Consider the following 20,399-nt stretch of genomic DNA (forward strand, 5'->3'; position numbering starts at 1 on the left):
TTTGTTATACGCCATGTGATTACACAGCACATCGCGAAAGGCTTTACCATGTTCGTGTACGATTTCAAGTTCCCGGACCTGACGTTAATTGCCTACAACACGCTCATTAGAAACGCTGGATGTTATGCAAAACCGCCCAAATTCTATGTCATCGACTTTGAGCATATCTATCATCGGTGCAATCCGCTCGACCCGATGACTATGCACGACATTACAGACGCGTCTGAATCAAGTCGAACAATCTTGCTCGGCTTGAACCGCGACTGGATAAAAAAACAAGGAGACTTCTTTGTGGAAAGTCCGATTAACTTTCTAACGGCTGTGATCTGGTTTTTGCGCAAATACAACAACGGCATTTACTGTACGCTGCCGCATGTAATAGAACTCATGCAACTCGAATATAAAGTCATGTTTCCATTATTGAGTACGGAACCGGAAATACAAGTACTAATGAATCCATTCGAAAGCGCCTATCGGCACGAAGCCTGGGAACAGTTGGAGGGCCAGATCGCGAGCGCTAAGATCGGGATGGCCAGACTGTCTTCGCCACAGTTGTACTATGTCCTGAGCGGCAACGATTTTACACTGGACATAAACAACCCCGACGCGCCCAAGATCGTCTGCGCTGGCAATAACCCGCAAAAACAACAAATATTTGGGGCGGTGCTATCGCTATTCGTGTCCCGTATGCTTCGCTTGGTTAACGCCAAGGGCAAGTTGAAAAGTAGCCTGATCTTCGATGAGTATCCCACCATATTTGCAAATATCGACAATACGATTGCAACTGCACGTGGAAATTTGTGTGCGACGACCTTGGGTATTCAGGATTACTCGCAGCTTAAGCGAGACTATGGAAAGGAATCCGCCGAAGTAGTTTTTAACATCGTTGGCAATATCATATCAGGACAAGCAACGGGCGATACGGCAAAGCTCCTTTCAGAACGCTTTGGAAAGATCGTACAGAAACGCGAAAGCATTTCTATCAATAGAACGGATACATCAATCAGCAGATCGACTCAGCTGGATGCTGCAATACCACCGGCAAGGATAAGTTCACTAAGCTCAGGAGAGTTTGTTGGAATGGTTGCGGATAACCCTGATCAGAAGATTGAGCTCAAAGTTTTTCATGCTGAAATTCAAAATGATCATGTCGCTTTGAAAAACGAAATGGACCAGTACGTGCCTCTCCCTGAGGTGCGAAATGTCTCTACAGAAGAAATTCAAAAGAACTACATGCGTGTGAAAGAAGACATTCGACGGATTGTGTCGGAAGAACTTCGAAACGCTGCATAACATTAATACTATGACAGTCAAAGAATATTCTCAACAACTTCAAGAAGGACTTAAGAACGAAGGACTGACGCCGGAAGCGACAGATCTGGTCGCGTTAAGCAAAACGGTAATGGCGTTGCGTGACGCGCTTGCTAACCTTAAAGCCTTCGTTCGGTCGTACAAATTTAAATCCACCACCGAAGAAATCGATTTTTTCAAGGAGATCAAGCCGCTCTTTCATAGCCAATTAATATACCACAAAATTGTTTTTAAGGTTCAGCTTCATCGCAGCTATCAAGGCGACGCAGAAACCTGCTTCTATGAGGGATATTTAAAGCGCTTTGAACGATTCGTTCGTAAAAACGAGCCATTTATGCAATACTGCATGAGTGGACATACAAGCCACGACCGTCTCTATTTCACAAGAACGATCGGCACCATGTCAAACTTAGACAAGGACGAAACATTTACTACTGGCTTCGATGCAAAGCTTGCTCGGTTATTGGCCTACCAGCTAGTTCGAGAATATTTACATTCCGCAATCCTTAAAAAGGTTAAAACAACTGCCCCTGACTCTCCGCTATTAGCCTGGAACGAGTCGAAGGTTTCCGCGATAGAATTGGCCTATGGACTACATGCCTCTGGAGCTTTTGGGGATGTTACCATAAAACAAGTCGTAACCGGACTGGAAAAGATTACCGGGTTAGACCTTTCTAACTATGCGCGAATTTTTTCAGACATACGTCTGCGTAAAACGAATGTTAAACCATTTCTTGACCGGATGTCCAATGGATTCATGCGGCATATCGAGGAGCTAGATTAGAAGTAATATAATATGACAATCAGAGTTTCCAGAAGTTGAGGCTAACAACCCGAATCAAACTTACATCATCCCGCTGTTTTCTTTTCATCGAATGAACGCAACTTGGAATCGAATAATCTAACACCCAACCGTTCTGACTTGGACCAATTGGAATACTGAATTTCTTTATCTATATTGAGGTATGAGCCCATCATGACTGTCTTACCTGAGACAGTATGATGGGCTTTTTTCTTTTATCAGGTCCATGTACCTAAATTCTGCAACGAATCATACCAACCGTGACGTTTGAAATTTTCGGATTAAGTAAGATTTCTCTTGACTACATCTTCTCAGTTGATGATGTAGCAGTCAAGGATGCAAATGTGAAATTTGACGACGATACTAATCAAGCTTTCAAGGTATTAATCGAGGAATGGCTTTTCTAATTTATTGTTTTCGAAAACTTTTCACATTAAGTTTTTATAACCCCGGCAGCTGAGTTACCGGCTGGTATACTCGTCAAAGTTTTGGTCTTATTGGTGGCATAATTTAAAAATGTGGCCTTCTTCGATTTTTTTTCTATAGACTGGTATCACTACTACATCAGAACCAATGAGTAAAAATAAACTCCTTACAGTAATTGTATTGTTAAGCTTCATGCGCTTGCACGCGCAAGAATACAACTACAAGCCAGTGCCCGTTAATGACGGCCTTTTTAACCTAGATTGCTTTTTTAAAGATTCATTAAATGGATGGATCGTTGGCAGCTATGGAAAGACTATGCATACCACTGACGGCGGAAGATCTTGGAAGAGATACAATGTGGACGAAATTGCTTTAAAAAGCGTTACGTTCGACCATCACACAAATCAATGGTGGGCAACAGGTGAAGATGGTGCCATTTTGAAGTTTAGCGAAGATGCACATAAATGGATTAAAATGGATGGTGTAGCTTCTGAGACTACATTGTGGATGGTCAGATTTTCTGACTTACATAGAATGGGTGCTGCTATTACAGGGTCTGGCGCTCTTTTGAGATACGATTACGATAGAGGTGAGTGGGTCGATTCAGGAACGTCATCAGATAATTCTCTTTATGGTATCAATTTCGATAGAAATGAGAACAAAGTTGTTATCTGTGGTGAAATGGGAACTTTGTTAATGTCCAGCGATACATTACTGAAAAAGTGGAAGAATGTTCTGCCGGCAGGTGCCCCGAAATACCTCACGAGTAAAACCTTTTATTCGTGTATGCTTGCAAACAGCGAAAATATTTGGGCCGGTTCTGCAGACGGAAACATTGTTAGGGTAAACTTGTCCACGGGCGATTATACTGTAGTGAAGGTTGGAGAAAGCAGCATAACAAGCATGTGGTGCGATGCTGGATCTCGAACAGCCGTAGCTACTAATAGTATAGGTGAAATATTTTATACTGCAGACCGAGGTAATAGCTGGACGTTGAGCCACAAAACAAAAACAAAAAGTCATTTAAACTCAACGTACTTTTTTGATGATGAAAAGCACGGTTTTGTTTGCGGACAATACAATTCACTTCTGGCGACGAAGGACGGTGGCAAGACTTGGAAAGAGATCAATCCGTTTAGGTCTTTTCATGAAGCTGCAAGCGATCCGTCCGGCAATATTTTTTTTACCGAGAATGATGGAATGTCATCTATAAATCCAGGAAACAAAGATCCGAAAATTATTTCTCCAGCGGGCTTGAAACATAAAATCTACGGAATAAAGGTGACAAAGAACAAAATATGGTCATGCGGCGAAAAATCGGCAGTTTTTTCCTGTCGCTATGATGGGGCCCAATGGAAAACTGAACATTCTGAAGAAAGAGGTACTGATCTATATTCAATATATTATGACGATAAGCATGATGTTGGGATAGCAGTCGGTGCGAAATCTAAAGTATTAGTAAAGCAGAAAGGAAAGAATACATGGAAACAGATGGAATTGGAATCTACAAAGCAATCTTTATTGACCTTAAACAAGGTTCTTTGTTTAGAAAATCGGTGTTGGATATTAGGTGATAAGGGTCGTCTTTATTTGAGTGATAATTTAGGAACGACATGGCGCAGGGATGAAAGTATTGCTGCAGATAGGGATCTGAATTCAATTGCATTTAGTTCCAAAGGAACGATCGGTTACATAACAACTACTTCAAAATTATCAGAACCACAGCTTTTAAAGTCAACGGATTCTGGAGCGCACTGGTTTGTAGATAATTCTCTTGGCTTTATTGATAATATTAGTAGGATCATTTTTGCAAATGATAGCACAATATTTTTGGGGTCCACAGAGGGCGATATCTTCAGGTCGAATGATGCCGGAGGAACGTGGTTCAAGAATCTCCCTTCGGTTGCAAATGACAATTTGTGTGGGCTTGCAATTGACGCTAATGGAGCACTGCATGCCGTTGGTCATAATGGAATATATTTCAAGACAGAAAAAAGAGATGATACTCCTGTTATAAAGAAATTCGAAGTGATTCCTTTCAATGACGGGTATCGAGCGATTGTCATGGTTGGAGATAAAGAGTCTAGCACTGAAAATATTGCCATTAAGATCAGACTAGACGGTGAATTTGCAGCAGGTACCGACAAGAGTTATCGATCGGTGGATATAGCGTATACAGGAATTGACTCTCTAAAATACTGGCCAAAGGCAATCTTTAAGCCAGATTCTTACTGCACATTTAAATTGATCGTTTCTGACGGATGGAATATCGTACGCAAGGACACTACAATATTTGTAGGTGAATCCGTTCTCGCGGAGATTGGGCATTTCATGCGCTGGGATCAGATTCCCCGAACGTTCGATGAATTTATGGATTTTATGAAAGTGAACGTCGCCGTTTTGCTAGTCCTATACACGGTTGGTATCCTGGCAATTTTTTTCTTTGCTCCAATCCAGATATTTCACTGGAGTGAGTTTCTCGCTTCATCAAGGTTGCCGTATAGTGATCAACTTGCACCATGGCTCGTATTTTCCTTGGCTGCCAATAAGAAAGTGCTAGCGGCGTTCGTCGATAAGTACGGACAGAAGGCAATACAGATGTTTGAAAGTGCTACTGATGTATCAAGTCGACCGTTTTGGATTCCTGCACCTTTTGAGGTCAACGGACGTCCCTACTATACATTTAATCCCCTTTCAACTGATGCGAACTACATTCCTGGTCTTTCAGAGTTGAAATCTGAGAACTTGGACAATCGAATTATTATTTCAATCGAAGGACAGGGAGGAGTGGGTAAATCATCGCTGGCATTCCAAATCGCTCGATGGGCATCTGAAGTGAATACAAAAAAGCGATTGTTAACCAATCGATCAATTCCTGTGTTTCTAAATAGAGTGGATAGAAACGTAGACGAGCTTTGTCGGGCGAGAGTTGAATTTATCACTGATAGAAAGCAGGTGTCAGAAGCCTTCGTTCATGAACTGTTAAGACAAAGATTTATCATCGTTGTCATAGACGGGCTCTCGGAAATGAGCGATTATAAGAAAACGTATATTGATCCTGAGGCTGGTGGAAGAAATAGCCATCTGGTTGTAGTTACGTCAAGAAAAGCGCTGAACCTGCCATCCATCTATAGAGTTGTTCCTGTTGGTTTGAAACTTGATTTTTTAGATACTCTTCTCGATGGATTTATAACTCAATATGTTGGAGCATTCCATTTCGCGAACGAGCGCGAGGTTTTGCGGACCAGAATAAAGAATATTATTCTTGATATGAGTTCGGCGGGAAAGGAAACTACCGTTCCATTGCTCTTACTTCGACTTGCCGTAAAAAAGGCTGAACGATTGATCGATGATCAAAAATCAATCGACGAACACTTTCCCACATCATTCAGTATGCTCATCGACGATTATATCGAAGAGATATTCAGAAATGAGGATGACCTTACTGATTTGCTAAAAGATTTACGTCGCGCCGCCTGTACGTCAATAGGATTTAGAACCAGCATTGCAGACTCCTTGCCGCAATTGGGCACAGTCGCGTTTCGACCATTATGGGTTCCCGAAAGTTGGTATCTGAATAAACTTTCAAAAACAGCACTCCTTAAGTTTTTAACAGGCGGCTTAATGATCGTGTCTGGGTCTCGTGATGACAGGTCATTGAAATTCAGCTATGATCCTATCGCAGAATATCTGGCTATAAAAGAGTTGTTTATCAAATACAGGGATGGAGAGTTGCCAAATGATGACTTCCAAAAGATAATGAAAGCTATGGAAATGGCAAATCTTAACATGTATGAAAACCTTATTTTGCTCAAAGACTTTCTTAAGCATAGACCGATGGAGCAAACCGGATCACTTGGGAATGCGGTGGTAGATGATTAAAGTCTTGATATGTTGTACTATCTAGCGGAGAGATATTGATTGCCTGAGTTTTTGAATGCATTGGCAAAAAGATACTCGCATGTTTTGTTAGGAGCGACGTATTAGTCCTTTTGCTTCTAAAAAACATGGATCAACAGAGTGAGTGAGTGAGTGAGTGCCCTACAGTTCCCTGATCCCCCTAAAGAACCTCTCTAGCCTCAAAAACACGTCCAAAACTGCGCGTCGGTATATCACCCACCCAACTACGTGGGAATAGCGTTGTAAGGTAATAAGTCTTCAATATTGTTGATTGCCGTTTTGGCAGCTCTTCGAGCACGTGTGCAGGCCACTGTATGGGCTCCATGCCATTGACCTTAATGGTACAGCGACTTGTAGACCATCGCTATGCGTTTTGCCGATTCATGCGAGCCGCGAACAAGAAGTACTTCCCGCTCAGTGCTATCGGGCTGACCCATTCTCGACCCTGTTGTGATCCCTTTTCAGGAGACCATCGGTGGTAAACAGTGTTAACTGCTTCCATCTCTTGAGCCTTAACTGCGAAAGCAGAAGGATTCCACGCGGATAATCTGTTTTATGTTTTTTGTGAATCTGATCAATATTAATACCCTTCCAAAGTTACATATCGTCCTTAGTATACATGTCGCGAGAACAATTCGGGAAGGACACGGGGGATGGTTAAAGACTCCTTGGAGAAAAGACCAACAGCATAACAGCAACTTAATGCAAATGTTTATCAATCCAAATGATGATTTTTTGGACAGATGGGATCTTTACCACTTATCTGATTGTTCGATTTCATTTATAAATACAACGTTTGATATTTTTCGTTCGTAATGTGGTTCCACCTTGTGAACAAACGGGCTTAGACTTTTAGAATTTAGCATCAGCAACAAACAGAAAGGCTTATGCTAAACTCAATAACGTGGCAAACTTTTGCCCTTATCCTGCTGGCGCTGATGGCGGGATACTACTTGATATCAGTGATCGTATTTTATCGGGGTGACCTTGTGGCGCTGGTAAAGGGCCGACTTTCCCTGCCCTCCGGCAAATCAAAGTTATCCCAAACAAACAGTCTTGCGGTAGTATCCTCGACGCCATCGCTTCCTGCTCTTATGGGTGACATCCAGATTGAAGTCGCTCGCGAGGAAGTCCCTGAGTCTATCGATTCGGAGGACCTATTGTTCGAAACAGATGAAAACGAGCTTCCCGAAACCTTCTTACCGTTACTGCAAAAGGCATCGCCTTCCGACAACCTTTTGATTGGAAGCGTCGCTGACTTATTGCAGGAACTGAAAACGTTATTCAAAATGCTCCAGGAGTACAACTCCTCGAAAGAAGAGGGTTGCAGCCTGGTACAGTCGCTATTGACGAAATATCCACACCTGGCCGAGTCAAGTTTTAAGGATTCGATTACCGAGTACATCTGTGACGTATCGCGAAAAGATCTGTCCTTTGAATTACAGTACCAGGACGTTACAGCACTATGGCAGTATCGAACAGTTGAGGATTCCGCATAACAACTAGCCATACACATTCGAATTAAAATCACACACACACTCACACCCACACTTTTTTATGAAAAAGCTCAATTTCAAACCCACCTGGCAGAAGGCAAAGGCTTTTACTGCTGCCCTCATTGTCTACACAAGCACGTATCTGTACACCTACGCGCAGGACGGAAATTCGGGTATCAACCAGGCAAACACACTTGTGCGCGGTTACTTCGACACGGGCTGTACTCTCATGTATGCCATCGGCGCGGTCGTCGGACTGATCGGCGCGGTGAAGGTCTATCAAAAATGGAACTCGGGGGATCAGGATACCAGCCGCGTGGCGGCCAGTTGGTTCGGCTCCTGCATATTCCTGGTAGTGGTCGCTACGGTTTTAAAAAGCTTCTTCGGCATTTAACGTTTTGTATATGGCACGCCAATTCCAGACTATCCAAATTCAGAATAGGCCCTACCAAGTGGATGACAGGCGCCAGTTATTCCGAAGCGTCGACGATCCGAAAGTAATTATTCCTTTTGACCGTACGTTCGTTGCCAATCACGAAGTCTATATTGCCTTCGAGCGTGCAACGGGCAAGCCATACTCGGGTACAGTAACCAGAGAGAGCTTTAAAGACCCTGCGTTAAAAATTGAAGTCGTTCCACAGCGATTGGTATTTCCGAATGATGAGCAAAGCACGGAGGTCGGCTGGCCACGAGACCCGATGATTAATATTTACGGGACCGTATTCAAGCTTGATTACAATGCTCGCAGGCTAGAAGAAGTAGGAAGGCCAGAGAACATTATGTCGTTTGATGATATGCTTTTGGTGCGCAGTGACCAGCTTTCATTTTGGTACGATCAGGGCAAAAAGACAATCTTCAAAGGGTCGGTGCTGGAGCTTGGAAACAATCCTGACATCATCAAGGTACAGATTCAGCCCTTTTACCGGGTTGTAAATCTTACGCCGATCAAGGAGGATAACATGCAAACGCTGATGGAAATCGCCCGGTCTCTAAAGGAGAACTCAGTACCAGGTTCAAAAGCGGATGCCGTTGAAAAGACAGCGGAAGCGGAACACAGGAAACGCAAACGTCGCGGCATATAACGATTACTTTTTTATTTATGGCTAACAGCGTATATCGAATCAACAAGGGCATCAATAAGCCTATCGAGTTCAAGGGACTGAAAGCGCAATACATCTGGTACCTAGGCGGTGGCGTCCTGGGTCTGCTCATCGTGTTTGCCGTTCTCTACATCGCCGGCGTAAACATGTTCGTATGCGTAGGACTTATCGCCATTCTCGGAGTTATTCTTTTTATGACCATCTACCGATTAAGTAACACGTATGGCGAGCATGGTCTTACAAAAAGGTTCGCTCGTTCCAGCATTCCGCAGCGATTGGTAAACCGTTCGCGCCAGTCTTTTTTAACGCTTAAGAAATAAGTCATGTCAAAGCCAATAGCACTTCAGGATGTATTTCCCATATATAAAGTCGAGAAGGATTGCCTACTTTCCAAGCAAGGGGACATTACAGTCGCGTTCCAGGCCTTTCTGCCAGAGATCTTCACCTTATCCAATGCAGACTACGAAGCTTTCCATCAGACCTTAATCAAAGCGTTGAAGGTGCTGCCAAAGAACACTGTATTTCATAAACAAGATTGGTTTATGGTCGACAAGTTTGTTGGAGAGTTTGAGCAACGCGATTTGTCTTTCCTGTCACTGGCCAGTGAGCGCTTCTTTAACGAAAGGCAGTTCCTGGGACATAGCTGCTACATTATGCTGACCCTCAAGGCCAGTGGGCGCAAAATAGCTTCATCGGCGTATTCGAGTCTGTTTAAGCGGAATGTCGTACCTCCGGAAACGCTAAACCCGGCCCGAACGGCTGACTTTTTAGAAGTCGCCGGACAATTTATTCGTATCCTATCCGACAGCGGTTTTGTCAGCTTTAAACGGCTCACCGCAGCTGACTTGGTTGGAGATGCCCAGCGTGCCGGGCTGCTGGAGCGGTATTGTACCCTGGCAGGGGAAAACGAAACGCCTACAATCAAAGACGTACATCTCCAGGATGAAATTCGGGTAGGTGATCAGCTATGCCAGCTTTACACACTGGCCGACACGGAAGACCTACCAACGTTCTGTGGACCAAGAACAACCTACGACAAGTATTCCAGCGATAAGACCAAGTTTAGTGTCGGGTTCAGTTCTCCCTTGGGCCAACTGTTGCCTTGCAACCATATCTATAACCAATACATATTCATCGAGGATACAGCCAAGACGATCAAAGACCTGGAGAGTAAGCGTCTTCGGTTGCAGTCGCTGTCTGCCTATTCCCGGGAGAACGCCATCAGCCGGGATGCCACCAATGACTTTTTGAACGAGGCTATTGGTGAGCAACGCCAACCCGTGAAAGCACACTTCAACGTCTTGGTTTGGACGGAGAACCGCTCGGAATTGAAAGATATAAAAACGATGGTCTCGTCCGCGCTTGCGCAGATGGACGCATCCAGCAAGATCGAATCGGACGGTGCCCCGCAGATATTCTGGGCGGGCATCCCGGGCAATGCAGGCGACTTCCCAATGAATGATGCCTTCGACACGTTTGTGGAACAAGCAAGTTGCTTTCTGAATCTGGAAACGAGTTACCGCACTTCATTAAGTCCCGTCGGTATTCGTTTAGGTGACCGGGTAACGGGCCGGCCTTTGCAGGTTGATATTTCCGACGAACCTGTCAAACGCGGCATTACGACCAATCGAAACAAATTTATCCTTGGGCCCAGTGGGAGCGGCAAGAGCTTCTTCACAAATCACATGGTTCGTGGATATTATGAGCAGGGTAGCCACATCGTAATTGTCGACGTTGGACATTCTTATCGGGGCCAATGTGATCTGGTAGGTGGGTATTACTTCACCTATAGCGAGACTAATCCGATCAAGTTCAATCCCTTTTACATTGACAGTGGCGGGCTGGATACTGAGAAGAAGGAGTCGATCAAAACCTTACTACTGGCACTTTGGAAAAAGGACGATGAAACGTTCAATCGGTCGGAGTATGTCGCTTTGTCGATTTCACTCCAGCTCTACTTCGAGCGGCTTGAAAAAGACTCAGCAATCTTTCCATGCTTTAATACCTATTATGAATTCCTGCGAGACGAGTATGTACACATATTGACAGCGGACAAGGTGAAAGAGAAGAACTTCGACATTGAAAACTTTCTCTACGTATTACGCCCGTACTACAAAGGTGGCGAGTTCAGCTACCTGCTTAATGCAACCGAGAATCTGGACTTGCTTCAGCAGCGATTCATTGTATTCGAGTTAGATAATATCAAGGATCATCCCATACTCTTTCCAGTGGTGACCATCATAATAATGGAGGTCTTCATCAGCAAGATGCGGAAACTATCGGGCATCCGAAAAATGATCCTCATCGAAGAGGCGTGGAAAGCAATCGCGCGCGAGGGCATGGCTGAATACATCAAGTACCTTTTCAAAACGGTCCGCAAGTTCTATGGTGAAGCCATTGTGGTTACACAAGAAGTCGAGGACATTATTAGTTCGCCCGTTGTCAAACAGGCCATCATTAATAACTCGGACTGCAAGATTTTGCTTGACCAAAGCAAATACACGAACAAATTCGACCAGATCCAGGAACTTTTAGGGCTTACAGAGAAAGAAAAAACACTGGTGCTCTCCATGAACAAAGCGAACGACACCCGACGAAAGTATAAGGAAGTCTTTATAAGCCTCGGCGGCGTATTGTCAAAGGTCTATGCAACGGAGGTATCCCTGGAAGAATACCTGGCATACACCACGGAGGAATCTGAAAAGATGAAGGTGCGCTTGTACACCGAGCGAATGGGAGGCGATATCACCAAGGGTATTCGCGCTCTGGCAAACGATATGCGTGCGGCAGCTTAAACTGGAATCAACATGAGAATACGTAATATTTTCGTTTCCCTCTTACTTGCCATCTCGTTGGTTATGGCAACTGCTCCCGCTCAGGAGGTTAAAGCCATTATTCCGATTGCTAAGATTATCAAGGAGGCTATCAAGAAGGTCATTAAAGCCGTTGATCTCATGATTCAACGCTTGCAGAACAAAACGATCTGGCTGCAGAATGCGCAACGCGAACTAGAGAATGCCCTATCAAAATTGAAGCTGAAAGAAATCGCTGAGTGGTCTGATAAGCATCGGGAGTTATATCGGAAGTATTACGACGAGTTATGGACGATAAAGAATACGCTTGCCACGTATCAGCGCATTAAGCAAATCATCGAGCGACAGGTTAAGATGGTTGAGCTCTACCGCGTATCCTGGGAACGTGTAAGCAAGGATAAGAATTTCACCGAGGCTGAAATCGACTATATGTATCGGGTTCTTACAGGAATGCTGCGTGAAAGCGTTCGGAACGTCGATCAGCTTTTGCTGCTGGTCGATTCTTACAAGGTTCAAATGACGGATGCCCAGCGATTGCGGATCATAACCGAAACAGCGGATCGAATTGAAAAAAACTTCATTGACCTGCTGGAATTTAACATGCAAACCGGCCAGCTAAGTATCAGCCGGGAAAGAAGTCAGGCAGAAATCAGTAGGATAAAGAAACTATACGGAATATGAAACGTGTGATCACCGCGCTGTTTGTCATGCAATCGCTGGGCGCGTTTGCGCAGACACCGAATTTCAATGAGATGTTTAAGCAAAAGAAAACACAGATACGGTACTTGGTTGCGCAGATCGCTGCATTGCAGGTATACCTGGAGAAGTTAAAAAAAGGATATGAAATTGTAGATAAAGGGCTCAATACCATCGGTAGTATTAAGGATGGAAAGTTTTCCATGGATAAGGATTATTTGAATTCGCTCAAGGCGGTAAGCCCGGTCATTGCCAATTCCCCGCTTCTCGACCAAATCGTATACTTCAACTCGAAGACGCTTTCCGGCTTACGTGATTTGGAAGAAGAGATCATCGAGGATGAGAATTTTTCGGAAAGCGAGCGGGACTATGTGTCGGGTATCCGTAAGCGATCAATCACGCAAAGCAAGGCGCGGCTTGATGAGCTCGAATGGCTTATAACACCTGGCCAATCCGAAATGACCGACGACGAGCGTTTGGGGCACCTGGAGCAAATACATGCGCAGTGTAAGCGCAGCTTTTTGTTCGCGGGTGATTTGATCCAGAGTACAAGACTGCTTGCCAGGCAACGGGCCAAAGAAAGAGGCACTATCGAAGTTTTGCGAAAGCTTCACGGTGTTTCCCTTTAGCCTGTCACTCCACACTCACACACCACACATACACACATTATGAAACGTCTGTTTTTCTATATATGCCTGGCGGCAGTCCTTTGTCTCCCAAAACCACTGAGAGCTCAAACGCAGGAGGCGACCCAGCTTATCCTCAACTATGAGAAGCTTCTTCAACTGGAAGAAATACTGGACAAAATGTACAAAGGCTACAAAATTTTGTCTGCCGGATACAATACCATTAAGGATATCGCGGAAGGAAACTTCAATCTACACAAGGTCTTTTTGGATGGATTATTTGCTGTTAACCCTTCCATTAAGAACTACCGAAAAGTAGCCTACATCGTCGAGTACCAGCAGCGCCTTGTCAAGGAATACAAAAAGGCATACGAGCGATTTAGTAACGATCCTAACCTTACAGCAAAAGAACTGCAATATATCCAGCGGGTCTTTGAACATCTGGTTAAAGAAAGCCTCAATAATCTGGAGGAGCTTGTGATGGTCGTCACGGCCAGCAGGCTTAGGATGAATGACGAAGAACGTTTTCAGGCAATCGACCGAATTTATAGCCAAATGGAAAACAAGCTGGTATTTCTTAAAGTCTTCAACGGAAATACACAAGCGATTGCGATCGGGCGGGCCAAAGACGCTGGCGATATTTCAACGTTGCGAAAACTGTATGGAGTCACTAAGTAAACTGATCCACGTTATGAAACCGATAAAAAAGAAATTGGTTCTGGCACTTGCGCTGTTTACACCTACGTCCATGTTCGCCCAGGGTCCAGCAGAAGGAATACACAGTATTCAAGCAATTATGGATGACGTCTACAGTCAGACAATGCCGCTGTGTTCTCAACTCATTGATGTGGGCCGTGGCCTGGCGGCGTTCGCTGCGATTTGGTACATCGGTTCCCGGGTCTGGCGCCAAATTGCCAATGCCGAGCCGATTGACTTTTACCCCCTGTTGCGACCATTCGTTATTGGTATAGCGATCGCCATGTTTCCGCAAGTCATCCAGATGATGAATGCTGTATTGCAGCCGACCGTTCGCGGAACAGAGCTTATGATTGAAAACTCAAACAAGACCATTGAAGTGCTCTTGCAGCGGAAAGAAGATGCCATTAAGAAAACTCACTTGTATTCTATTTATGGACACGAGGGAGAATGGTATGAGTATGCTTATGCCGAAGGCGATGAGGATTATTTCGACCCTATCAATACTGGTTTGACATTTGTTCTCAACAAGGCAGCCTACAACATGAAGAACGCGATCAAGCAGTGGATGGCTGAGGTGCTGCAAGTGCTATACGAAGCGGCCGCACTTTGCATCAATACAGTGCGTATATTCTATTTGATAGTGCTTGCCATTATCGGACCGATCGTGTTTGGACTGGCGGTATTTGATGGATTTCAAAATTCGCTCATTGCCTGGTTCGGACGCTATATCAACGTGTTTCTTTGGCTGCCAGTGGCCAATATTTTTTCAAGCATCTTGGGTCGGCTACAAGAGAGCATGATCAAACTCGACATTGATCAAATAGAGCAGCATGGCGATACGGTTTTTGGTCTCTACGACACCGCGTACCTGATTTTCCTCATCATCGGAATTATCGGCTACCTGTTCGTTCCTTCTATTGCTAACTATATCGTTCACGCCGGTGACAACAAACATGTAGCAAGGACCACAAGTTTTGCGTACGGAGCAGCAAAGTCGCTATTCAGTAGCGGTTCCGACGATAAAAATCGCGAACGCGGTAGCGGGTCGGGCAGCTCTGGTGTAACTGGTGGGCTGGTGCCCGGGGGCACAGAAGCGCATCATTCCGGACCAGCGGCAAGGTCTGGCAGCAGTGAATCTCATTCAAATGGTGCAGAGCGCAGCGATAGCGCGAATACCAACTGGAAACGTGATCGGTTGTCAGGCTGATGTAGCAGGCAAACTACGAAGACATAAAATCACACACACTCAAACTTCACACCCACACTCATGTTCAGGCAACTCACGAACATTGACACGGCTTTTAAGCTGAGTCGGATTATAACCATCGTAGTTATTCAGGCACTTGCTTGCCTTTGCGGCTACGTTGTCTATCAAAGCTATCGCTTCGCGGCAGAGGCACGCGAGACAATTTACATTCTCTCAAACGGAAAGGTCCTGGAGGCATGGGGTGCCGAGCGCAAGGATAACATTCCAGTCGAAGCAAAGGACCATATCCATACTTTTCACTATTCGTTTTTCACCCTTGATCCGGACGAAAAGATGATCCAGCAGGGTGTTACCAAGGCGCTCTATTTGGCCGACGCCAGTGCCAAACAGCAATATGACAACCTAAAGGAGAACCGCTACTACTCGAACATTATCAGCGGCAATATCAGCCAGGAGCTACAAACCGATAGCATCCGTATCGATGTCAATCAGTATCCATACCGTTTTGTCTATCACGGCACCTTGAAAATTATCAGGGCGACCTCCATTGTCATGCGCACCCTTGTCACGGAAGGGTACCTGCGAAATGTCAGCAGGACTGAGCACAACTCCCACGGCTTTTTGATTGAGCGCTGGAATACGACTGAAAACAGGGACATCAAAACTATTAACCGATAACTATGAAAGAGCAAGAAGTTAAAAAGAAACAACAAGGCCCCCTGCTACCGAAATCACCGATTGATCGATGGCCCCGGCAGATAGCAACCTTGCTTACGAGGCAAAGCGAGCGACTGACCAGAAGAGAGAAAAAAGTCATGCTGGTAGTGTTCGGGCTACTCGCCGCGGCGGCATCAACGGCACTCGTGGTTTCGCCTGTATTTCGGGCTTCCTCAGATGAAGGTGCCTGGCATATCCAGTCGAATAGCGTGACTACTCCGCTCGTTGAGCTTCCGCCCGTGCCAGATCAAACTGAGGCCTCTACCGCTCGATCCCCTGCGCTTCGTGCACTGGACAGTCTATACGCCCGTGACCCCAAGCGCTTTATCCAGATCATCGAGCAGCGACTGGCCAAACAGGATTCATTAAGGAACATACGCTAGGTAACATCAACAACACTCACACACTCACTACCAATTATGACACACCCAACTGAAAGATTTTTAAGACAACGTCGCTTTATAATGGCACTGCCACTGCTGGTGACACCCTTCCTGCTGTTGCTTTTCTGGGCGTTAGGCGGCGGCCAAGGGGCTACCGCGCAAGTCGCCCAGGAAACCTCCGGCCTTAATCTGGAACTTCCCGGCGCACACTTTGGCAAAAATGAAACCGACCTCTGGGACAAGTTCTCCCTATACGAACAGGCTAAACGTGATTCTATCAAATATGAAGAGGCACGCAGGGCTGATCCGTATTACGCGATCCAATCATTAGTGCCGAACGATTCAGTGCCGAAGGCTGATGGAAAGCTCATGACCTCGCTTGGCAAAAAAGATCACCTCAAAGCCATGCAAGAGCAGGAAGCGCTGATCAATAAAAAAATTGAACAGCTTACCCAGTATGTTAACAATCCAACTTCAGCAGAGGTGCAACAAAAGACAATGCAGCCGGTCGTACGGGAGGAAACATCCGTATCCGGGCCAGATCAGGTGGCCATAGATCGATTGGAAAAAATGATGACTATCATGTCGAGCAGCAACACTGAGGATACAGAGATGACACAGATCGACCAGATGCTCGACAAGATTATTAAGATACAGCATCCGGAAGCAGCCATTGGCGGGATGAGTGGTGCACAAGCGCATGCCGCTGGCAATCCAACCGCCAGCAATGTATCGCGAGCGCAAGAGGATGAGCAAGTCGAACATTTCGAGGCTGGCGCTTGGCAGCAGGTCGGACAGGGCGATGACTCTACAAGGTCCATCGAAAGCTTTGTTGAGTCGGTATATCCCTCAAATGCTTTTTACGGACTCGATGACGAGGTGCTTGTCGATCCTCTTGCATCGAATGCGATAGAGGCAGTAGTCCATGAAACAAAGACGCTCGTAGCAGGCTCGACATTAAAAATGCGTTTGATGGCCGATATAACGATTGGGGGGCGGCTTCTGAAAAAGAACGCCTTTGTCTACGGCATTTGTGCAATACAAGGCGAGCGGCTTGTCGTCAATATTAAATCCGTTTCCATTGACAACTCGATCCATCCTACTGCACTGTCGGTTTACGACATGGACGGTATGGAGGGAATTTATATTCCGGGCGCGATTAGTCGGGATGCAGCCAAACAAGCGGCCAGCCAGTCCGTGCAGGACGTAGACTTATTCACGATGAATTCCTCATTGGGTGCTCAGGCGGCTGTCGCAGGCGTGGAAGCGGCAAAAGGTCTTTTCAGCAAAAAGGCAAAACTTATAAAAGTCACCGTTAAGGCTGGCTATAAAATCTTCCTGAAGGACGCTAGCACTCAAACAATGTAACGACGTCACTCTATCCGAGTGTGCTGTAACTATCAACATATTCTCTAAACATTTTAACAATTAAACATTATGAAAACAACAATGATGTTCACGATGCTCTGTTTCCTGGCGGGACTCTATGTACGATTCCTTTTGTGGTTCACTGACCTGGGTGACTTATTCTATTAACCGAAGGGCGAACTGCGAGCGATTTTCTTTAACCATAACAACTAAACTCATGGCATCGAAAAGTAACAGATCGATTATAGCAATTCTTATGGTAAGCCTCTGCTCTGTGTTAGCAGGGGCAAGCCATGCCCAATCAATCGCATATTCGTCGATTGATGTAACGATGCGGAAAACGACAAGTATTGTCTTTCCGGTCGGTATCAAGTCCGGTGATCGGGGGAGCAATGATATTCTGGTTCAGAAGGCCAAGGGCGCACGAAATGTGCTGAAGGTGAAAGCCGGAAGAAAAAACTTCCAGGAAACCAATCTAACCGTTATCACGGATGACGGTTCATTGCATCATTATCTGGTTCGGTTCTCGGACCAACCCAGGAAATATGTCTTTTTTTCCGATAGCCTGGAACAGCGTGCTGTTGTACACCCGCTGGTTCATTTGACTGAGGCAAATCTGCATGTCGTGGAAGAGATAAGCAAATCGATTGTAGCCTCGAATAATGGTCGTAACGTAACCTCGACCCGCAAGAATCAAATGCGCCTGGCATTGAAGGGTATTTACATCGAAGGCCAAACTATGTTCTATCACTTGCAGATCGTGAACAAGTCGAATATCCCCTACGATATTGATTTATTACAATTCATAATCAAGGACAAGCAGAATGTCAAACGTATGGCTTCCCAAGAGGCAATAGAGCGACCTGTATTTGTGTATGGCGATCCAGCCGTGGTAGCAGGAAAGGCAACTCTTGACCTCGTGTATGCGCTTCCCAAGTTCACTATTCCGGACGCTAAAGATCTGGTAATCCAGCTTATGGAAAGTCGGGGCGGCAGGCATTTGGAGGTTCGCGTTAAAAACAAATCGATCATTCGGGCAAAGGTCATTGAAGCGCCAACATTGTAACCCAAATTGTTATGGCACTCGCACACACCAAAAAAGACGTTTTTTTTGAATCGATGGCCATGAACTTGTCTTTTATCGGCATCGAGCGATTTCCCAAAGATCAACTGCGGGAAGCCGTACAGAAAGGCGAGCGGGATATTCAATTTCAGGGTGTTCGCCAGGCAAGCGAGTATGGTTCACCACAGCAGATGAATTATACGGTGTTACTGAAAAAATACGATGAGCCAAATTTCTATCATCCTTACGCGATCGATGCTTCCATTGCTGGACAGCCTACAAGGACCCGACGCTTCGATTTATCAGAGGTGCCGCTGCGAATCGAGAATATCCAAAACCTGCTGAACGGGCGCCAAGTTGAGAAGCATCGTTTCAATGCGCTGGCTCGAACGGTCGACGCCTACTGGTACAAGCTTGACTTTAGCATGCGTGGACGCAAGAACGAGTATCCGTTACTGGAAATGTCGGCTTCGGAGTTTTTCAATCGCCAGCATGGCAAGAAATGGAATAAGGACGGAGCGGTAATCGATACGATACAGAAGTTTCCGCTCCGGGAAAATCTTCTGGTCGATCAGCGGTTAAGACTTGCACGTGAAATTGCTCAAGGTGATGCGGCTCCGGTGACAGTACTCAAAAACGGATCGGTATTGAGTGCGTATATGCAGTTTGGCGAGCGTCCTGATAAGCTCGATCTGCTGATTTCTAAGGCTGGAAAGCTTCTTAAGGTCAGCCCAGACCTGCGCGAGCTGTCAGTTATACCTGAGCAAGGCGAGCAACACCGACACAGCAAGGGTCGATCACGGTAAAAAGGCCATATCCTCCGATGGGGAGAGCGTTAAAGCGCCGGTCCGGTCAAAAGGTTAACGATCGAAAAAACAAACGCACACTCAAAACAACACACACTATGGAAAAGGAAAATTTGGAGTTTTTGAAAGAACGCCTGTATTTCTTGGGGTTCGGCGAGCGGCTCAATAAAGGATTAGAGGATAAGATGAAATCGGGTGCCACGGAATTTAAGCTTGGTATAGACGGCGGGGTAGAAACGATGGGCAAGAAGAAAACGATTGACTACGTGCTTGATTTTGCGAAGTCCAGCAAACAAGACCGATACTTCCTTAATAACTATACCGCTACACTGAAAAACGAGAACAAAGAGGTCGAAGCAAAGCAAAAGGTCTTTTTGAACTATGGTTCCGGTCTCTCGTCGCGCGAAGCATTCAATCTGCTCGAAGGGCGTTCGGTACATAAGACGCTAAAAAACAAGAAAGGGGAATCGTATGAAGCATGGGTAAAAATTGACTTTAACACCCAGGATAAATACGGAAACAATAAGCTACAACCGTTTACCAAAGGTTGGAACTACGACCTGAGTCACCAGCTCCATAAACATCCCATTAAAGAATTACAAGATAGCGCACAGAAGGACGAACTCATGCGGAAAATGAATAAAGGCGACTTGGCGGAAGTCAATTTTGTAATTAATAGCCAGGACGTCAAACGGCATATCGCTGCGAATCCCGCCGGGCGAAATATACTGGTGTATGATGAGAACTTTCAACTGTTAACCAAACAGAAGGAGGCTAAAGAGGTGCAGGAATCGAAGCCTGACCGAAGCGCAGGGATCATGTTCAATGAAAGTCGTGTTGAAGCGTCCGCCAGCAAGGAAAAAACAAAAGGAACGGCTGTTGATAAAACGGAAGCCTCAGAAGGTACTGCTAACACAAAACGAAAGGCCGGCCGAAGTGTGTAGCAGCGTATAACGTTTATGAAAGGACAGGCAACTCAACATACG

18 protein-coding genes are annotated in these 20,399 nt (G+C 45.4%); all 18 read left to right on the plus strand.

What is annotated here, in order from left to right:
• Positions 1–15: 15 nt before the first annotated feature.
• Positions 16–1,293, plus strand: a complete 1,278-nt coding sequence (locus K7P01_RS06820; RefSeq protein ID WP_267291185.1) for a type IV secretory system conjugative DNA transfer family protein — start codon at positions 16–18, stop codon at positions 1,291–1,293.
• Between the two features lie 10 nt (positions 1,294–1,303).
• Positions 1,304–2,095, plus strand: coding sequence for an RteC domain-containing protein (locus K7P01_RS06825; protein ID WP_267291186.1), 792 nt, complete (start codon positions 1,304–1,306; stop codon positions 2,093–2,095).
• A 591-nt stretch (positions 2,096–2,686) separates the two neighbouring features.
• Entirely contained in the window at positions 2,687–6,421 is a 3,735-nt protein-coding gene (locus tag K7P01_RS06830; protein WP_267291188.1) for a YCF48-related protein, read from the plus strand.
• Positions 6,422–7,326: 905 nt separating this feature from the next.
• The gene (locus tag K7P01_RS06835) at positions 7,327–7,938 is read left to right on the plus strand and encodes a hypothetical protein (protein WP_267291190.1); all 612 of its coding nucleotides are present in this window, start codon (positions 7,327–7,329) and stop codon (positions 7,936–7,938) included.
• 58 nt (positions 7,939–7,996) lie between these two features.
• Positions 7,997–8,329, plus strand: coding sequence for a DUF4134 domain-containing protein (locus K7P01_RS06840; RefSeq protein WP_267291192.1), 333 nt, complete (start codon positions 7,997–7,999; stop codon positions 8,327–8,329).
• A 10-nt stretch (positions 8,330–8,339) separates the two neighbouring features.
• Positions 8,340–9,017: a hypothetical protein gene (locus K7P01_RS06845; RefSeq protein WP_267291194.1), complete on the plus strand. Its 678-nt coding sequence runs from the start codon at positions 8,340–8,342 to the stop codon at positions 9,015–9,017.
• Between the two features lie 17 nt (positions 9,018–9,034).
• Positions 9,035–9,355, plus strand: coding sequence for a DUF4133 domain-containing protein (locus K7P01_RS06850; RefSeq protein WP_267291195.1), 321 nt, complete (start codon positions 9,035–9,037; stop codon positions 9,353–9,355).
• A 3-nt stretch (positions 9,356–9,358) separates the two neighbouring features.
• Entirely contained in the window at positions 9,359–11,830 is a 2,472-nt protein-coding gene (locus tag K7P01_RS06855) for a TraG family conjugative transposon ATPase (RefSeq protein ID WP_267291197.1), read from the plus strand.
• 12 nt (positions 11,831–11,842) lie between these two features.
• Complete coding sequence (locus tag K7P01_RS06860; RefSeq protein ID WP_267291199.1) at positions 11,843–12,529, plus strand: conjugal transfer protein TraI; 687 nt, start codon at positions 11,843–11,845, stop codon at positions 12,527–12,529.
• Positions 12,526–13,173 carry a hypothetical protein gene (locus K7P01_RS06865; protein WP_267291201.1) on the plus strand — a complete coding sequence of 216 codons (648 nt, stop codon included), beginning with the start codon at positions 12,526–12,528 and terminating at the stop codon, positions 13,171–13,173. Before K7P01_RS06860 ends, K7P01_RS06865 begins: the two co-directional genes overlap by 4 nt.
• 39 nt (positions 13,174–13,212) lie before the next feature.
• Entirely contained in the window at positions 13,213–13,848 is a 636-nt protein-coding gene (locus tag K7P01_RS06870) for a TerB family tellurite resistance protein (protein ID WP_267291203.1), read from the plus strand.
• Between the two features lie 13 nt (positions 13,849–13,861).
• A complete protein-coding gene (gene traJ / locus K7P01_RS06875) occupies positions 13,862–15,076 on the plus strand; it encodes a conjugative transposon protein TraJ (RefSeq protein WP_267291204.1) in 1,215 nt (404 codons plus the stop codon).
• Positions 15,077–15,136: 60 nt separating this feature from the next.
• Entirely contained in the window at positions 15,137–15,754 is a 618-nt protein-coding gene (traK, locus tag K7P01_RS06880; RefSeq protein WP_267291206.1) for a conjugative transposon protein TraK, read from the plus strand.
• A gap of 2 nt (positions 15,755–15,756) precedes the next feature.
• The gene (locus K7P01_RS06885) at positions 15,757–16,176 is read left to right on the plus strand and encodes a hypothetical protein (RefSeq protein ID WP_267291208.1); all 420 of its coding nucleotides are present in this window, start codon (positions 15,757–15,759) and stop codon (positions 16,174–16,176) included.
• Positions 16,177–16,212: 36 nt separating this feature from the next.
• Complete coding sequence (gene traM, locus K7P01_RS06890; protein WP_267291209.1) at positions 16,213–17,544, plus strand: conjugative transposon protein TraM; 1,332 nt, start codon at positions 16,213–16,215, stop codon at positions 17,542–17,544.
• Between the two features lie 217 nt (positions 17,545–17,761).
• Positions 17,762–18,610 (plus strand): conjugative transposon protein TraN, encoded by an 849-nt coding sequence (gene traN, locus K7P01_RS06895; RefSeq protein ID WP_267291211.1) that lies wholly within the window; start codon positions 17,762–17,764, stop codon positions 18,608–18,610.
• A gap of 11 nt (positions 18,611–18,621) precedes the next feature.
• Positions 18,622–19,413, plus strand: a complete 792-nt coding sequence (locus tag K7P01_RS06900) for a hypothetical protein (RefSeq protein WP_267291213.1) — start codon at positions 18,622–18,624, stop codon at positions 19,411–19,413.
• Positions 19,414–19,511: 98 nt separating this feature from the next.
• Positions 19,512–20,357 carry a hypothetical protein gene (locus K7P01_RS06905; RefSeq protein ID WP_267291214.1) on the plus strand — a complete coding sequence of 282 codons (846 nt, stop codon included), beginning with the start codon at positions 19,512–19,514 and terminating at the stop codon, positions 20,355–20,357.
• The last annotated feature ends 42 nt before the right edge of the window (positions 20,358–20,399 follow it).

Source organism: Parachryseolinea silvisoli (assembly GCF_021190955.1).
Taxonomy (GTDB): Bacteria; Bacteroidota; Bacteroidia; order Cytophagales; family Cyclobacteriaceae; genus Ohtaekwangia; species Ohtaekwangia silvisoli.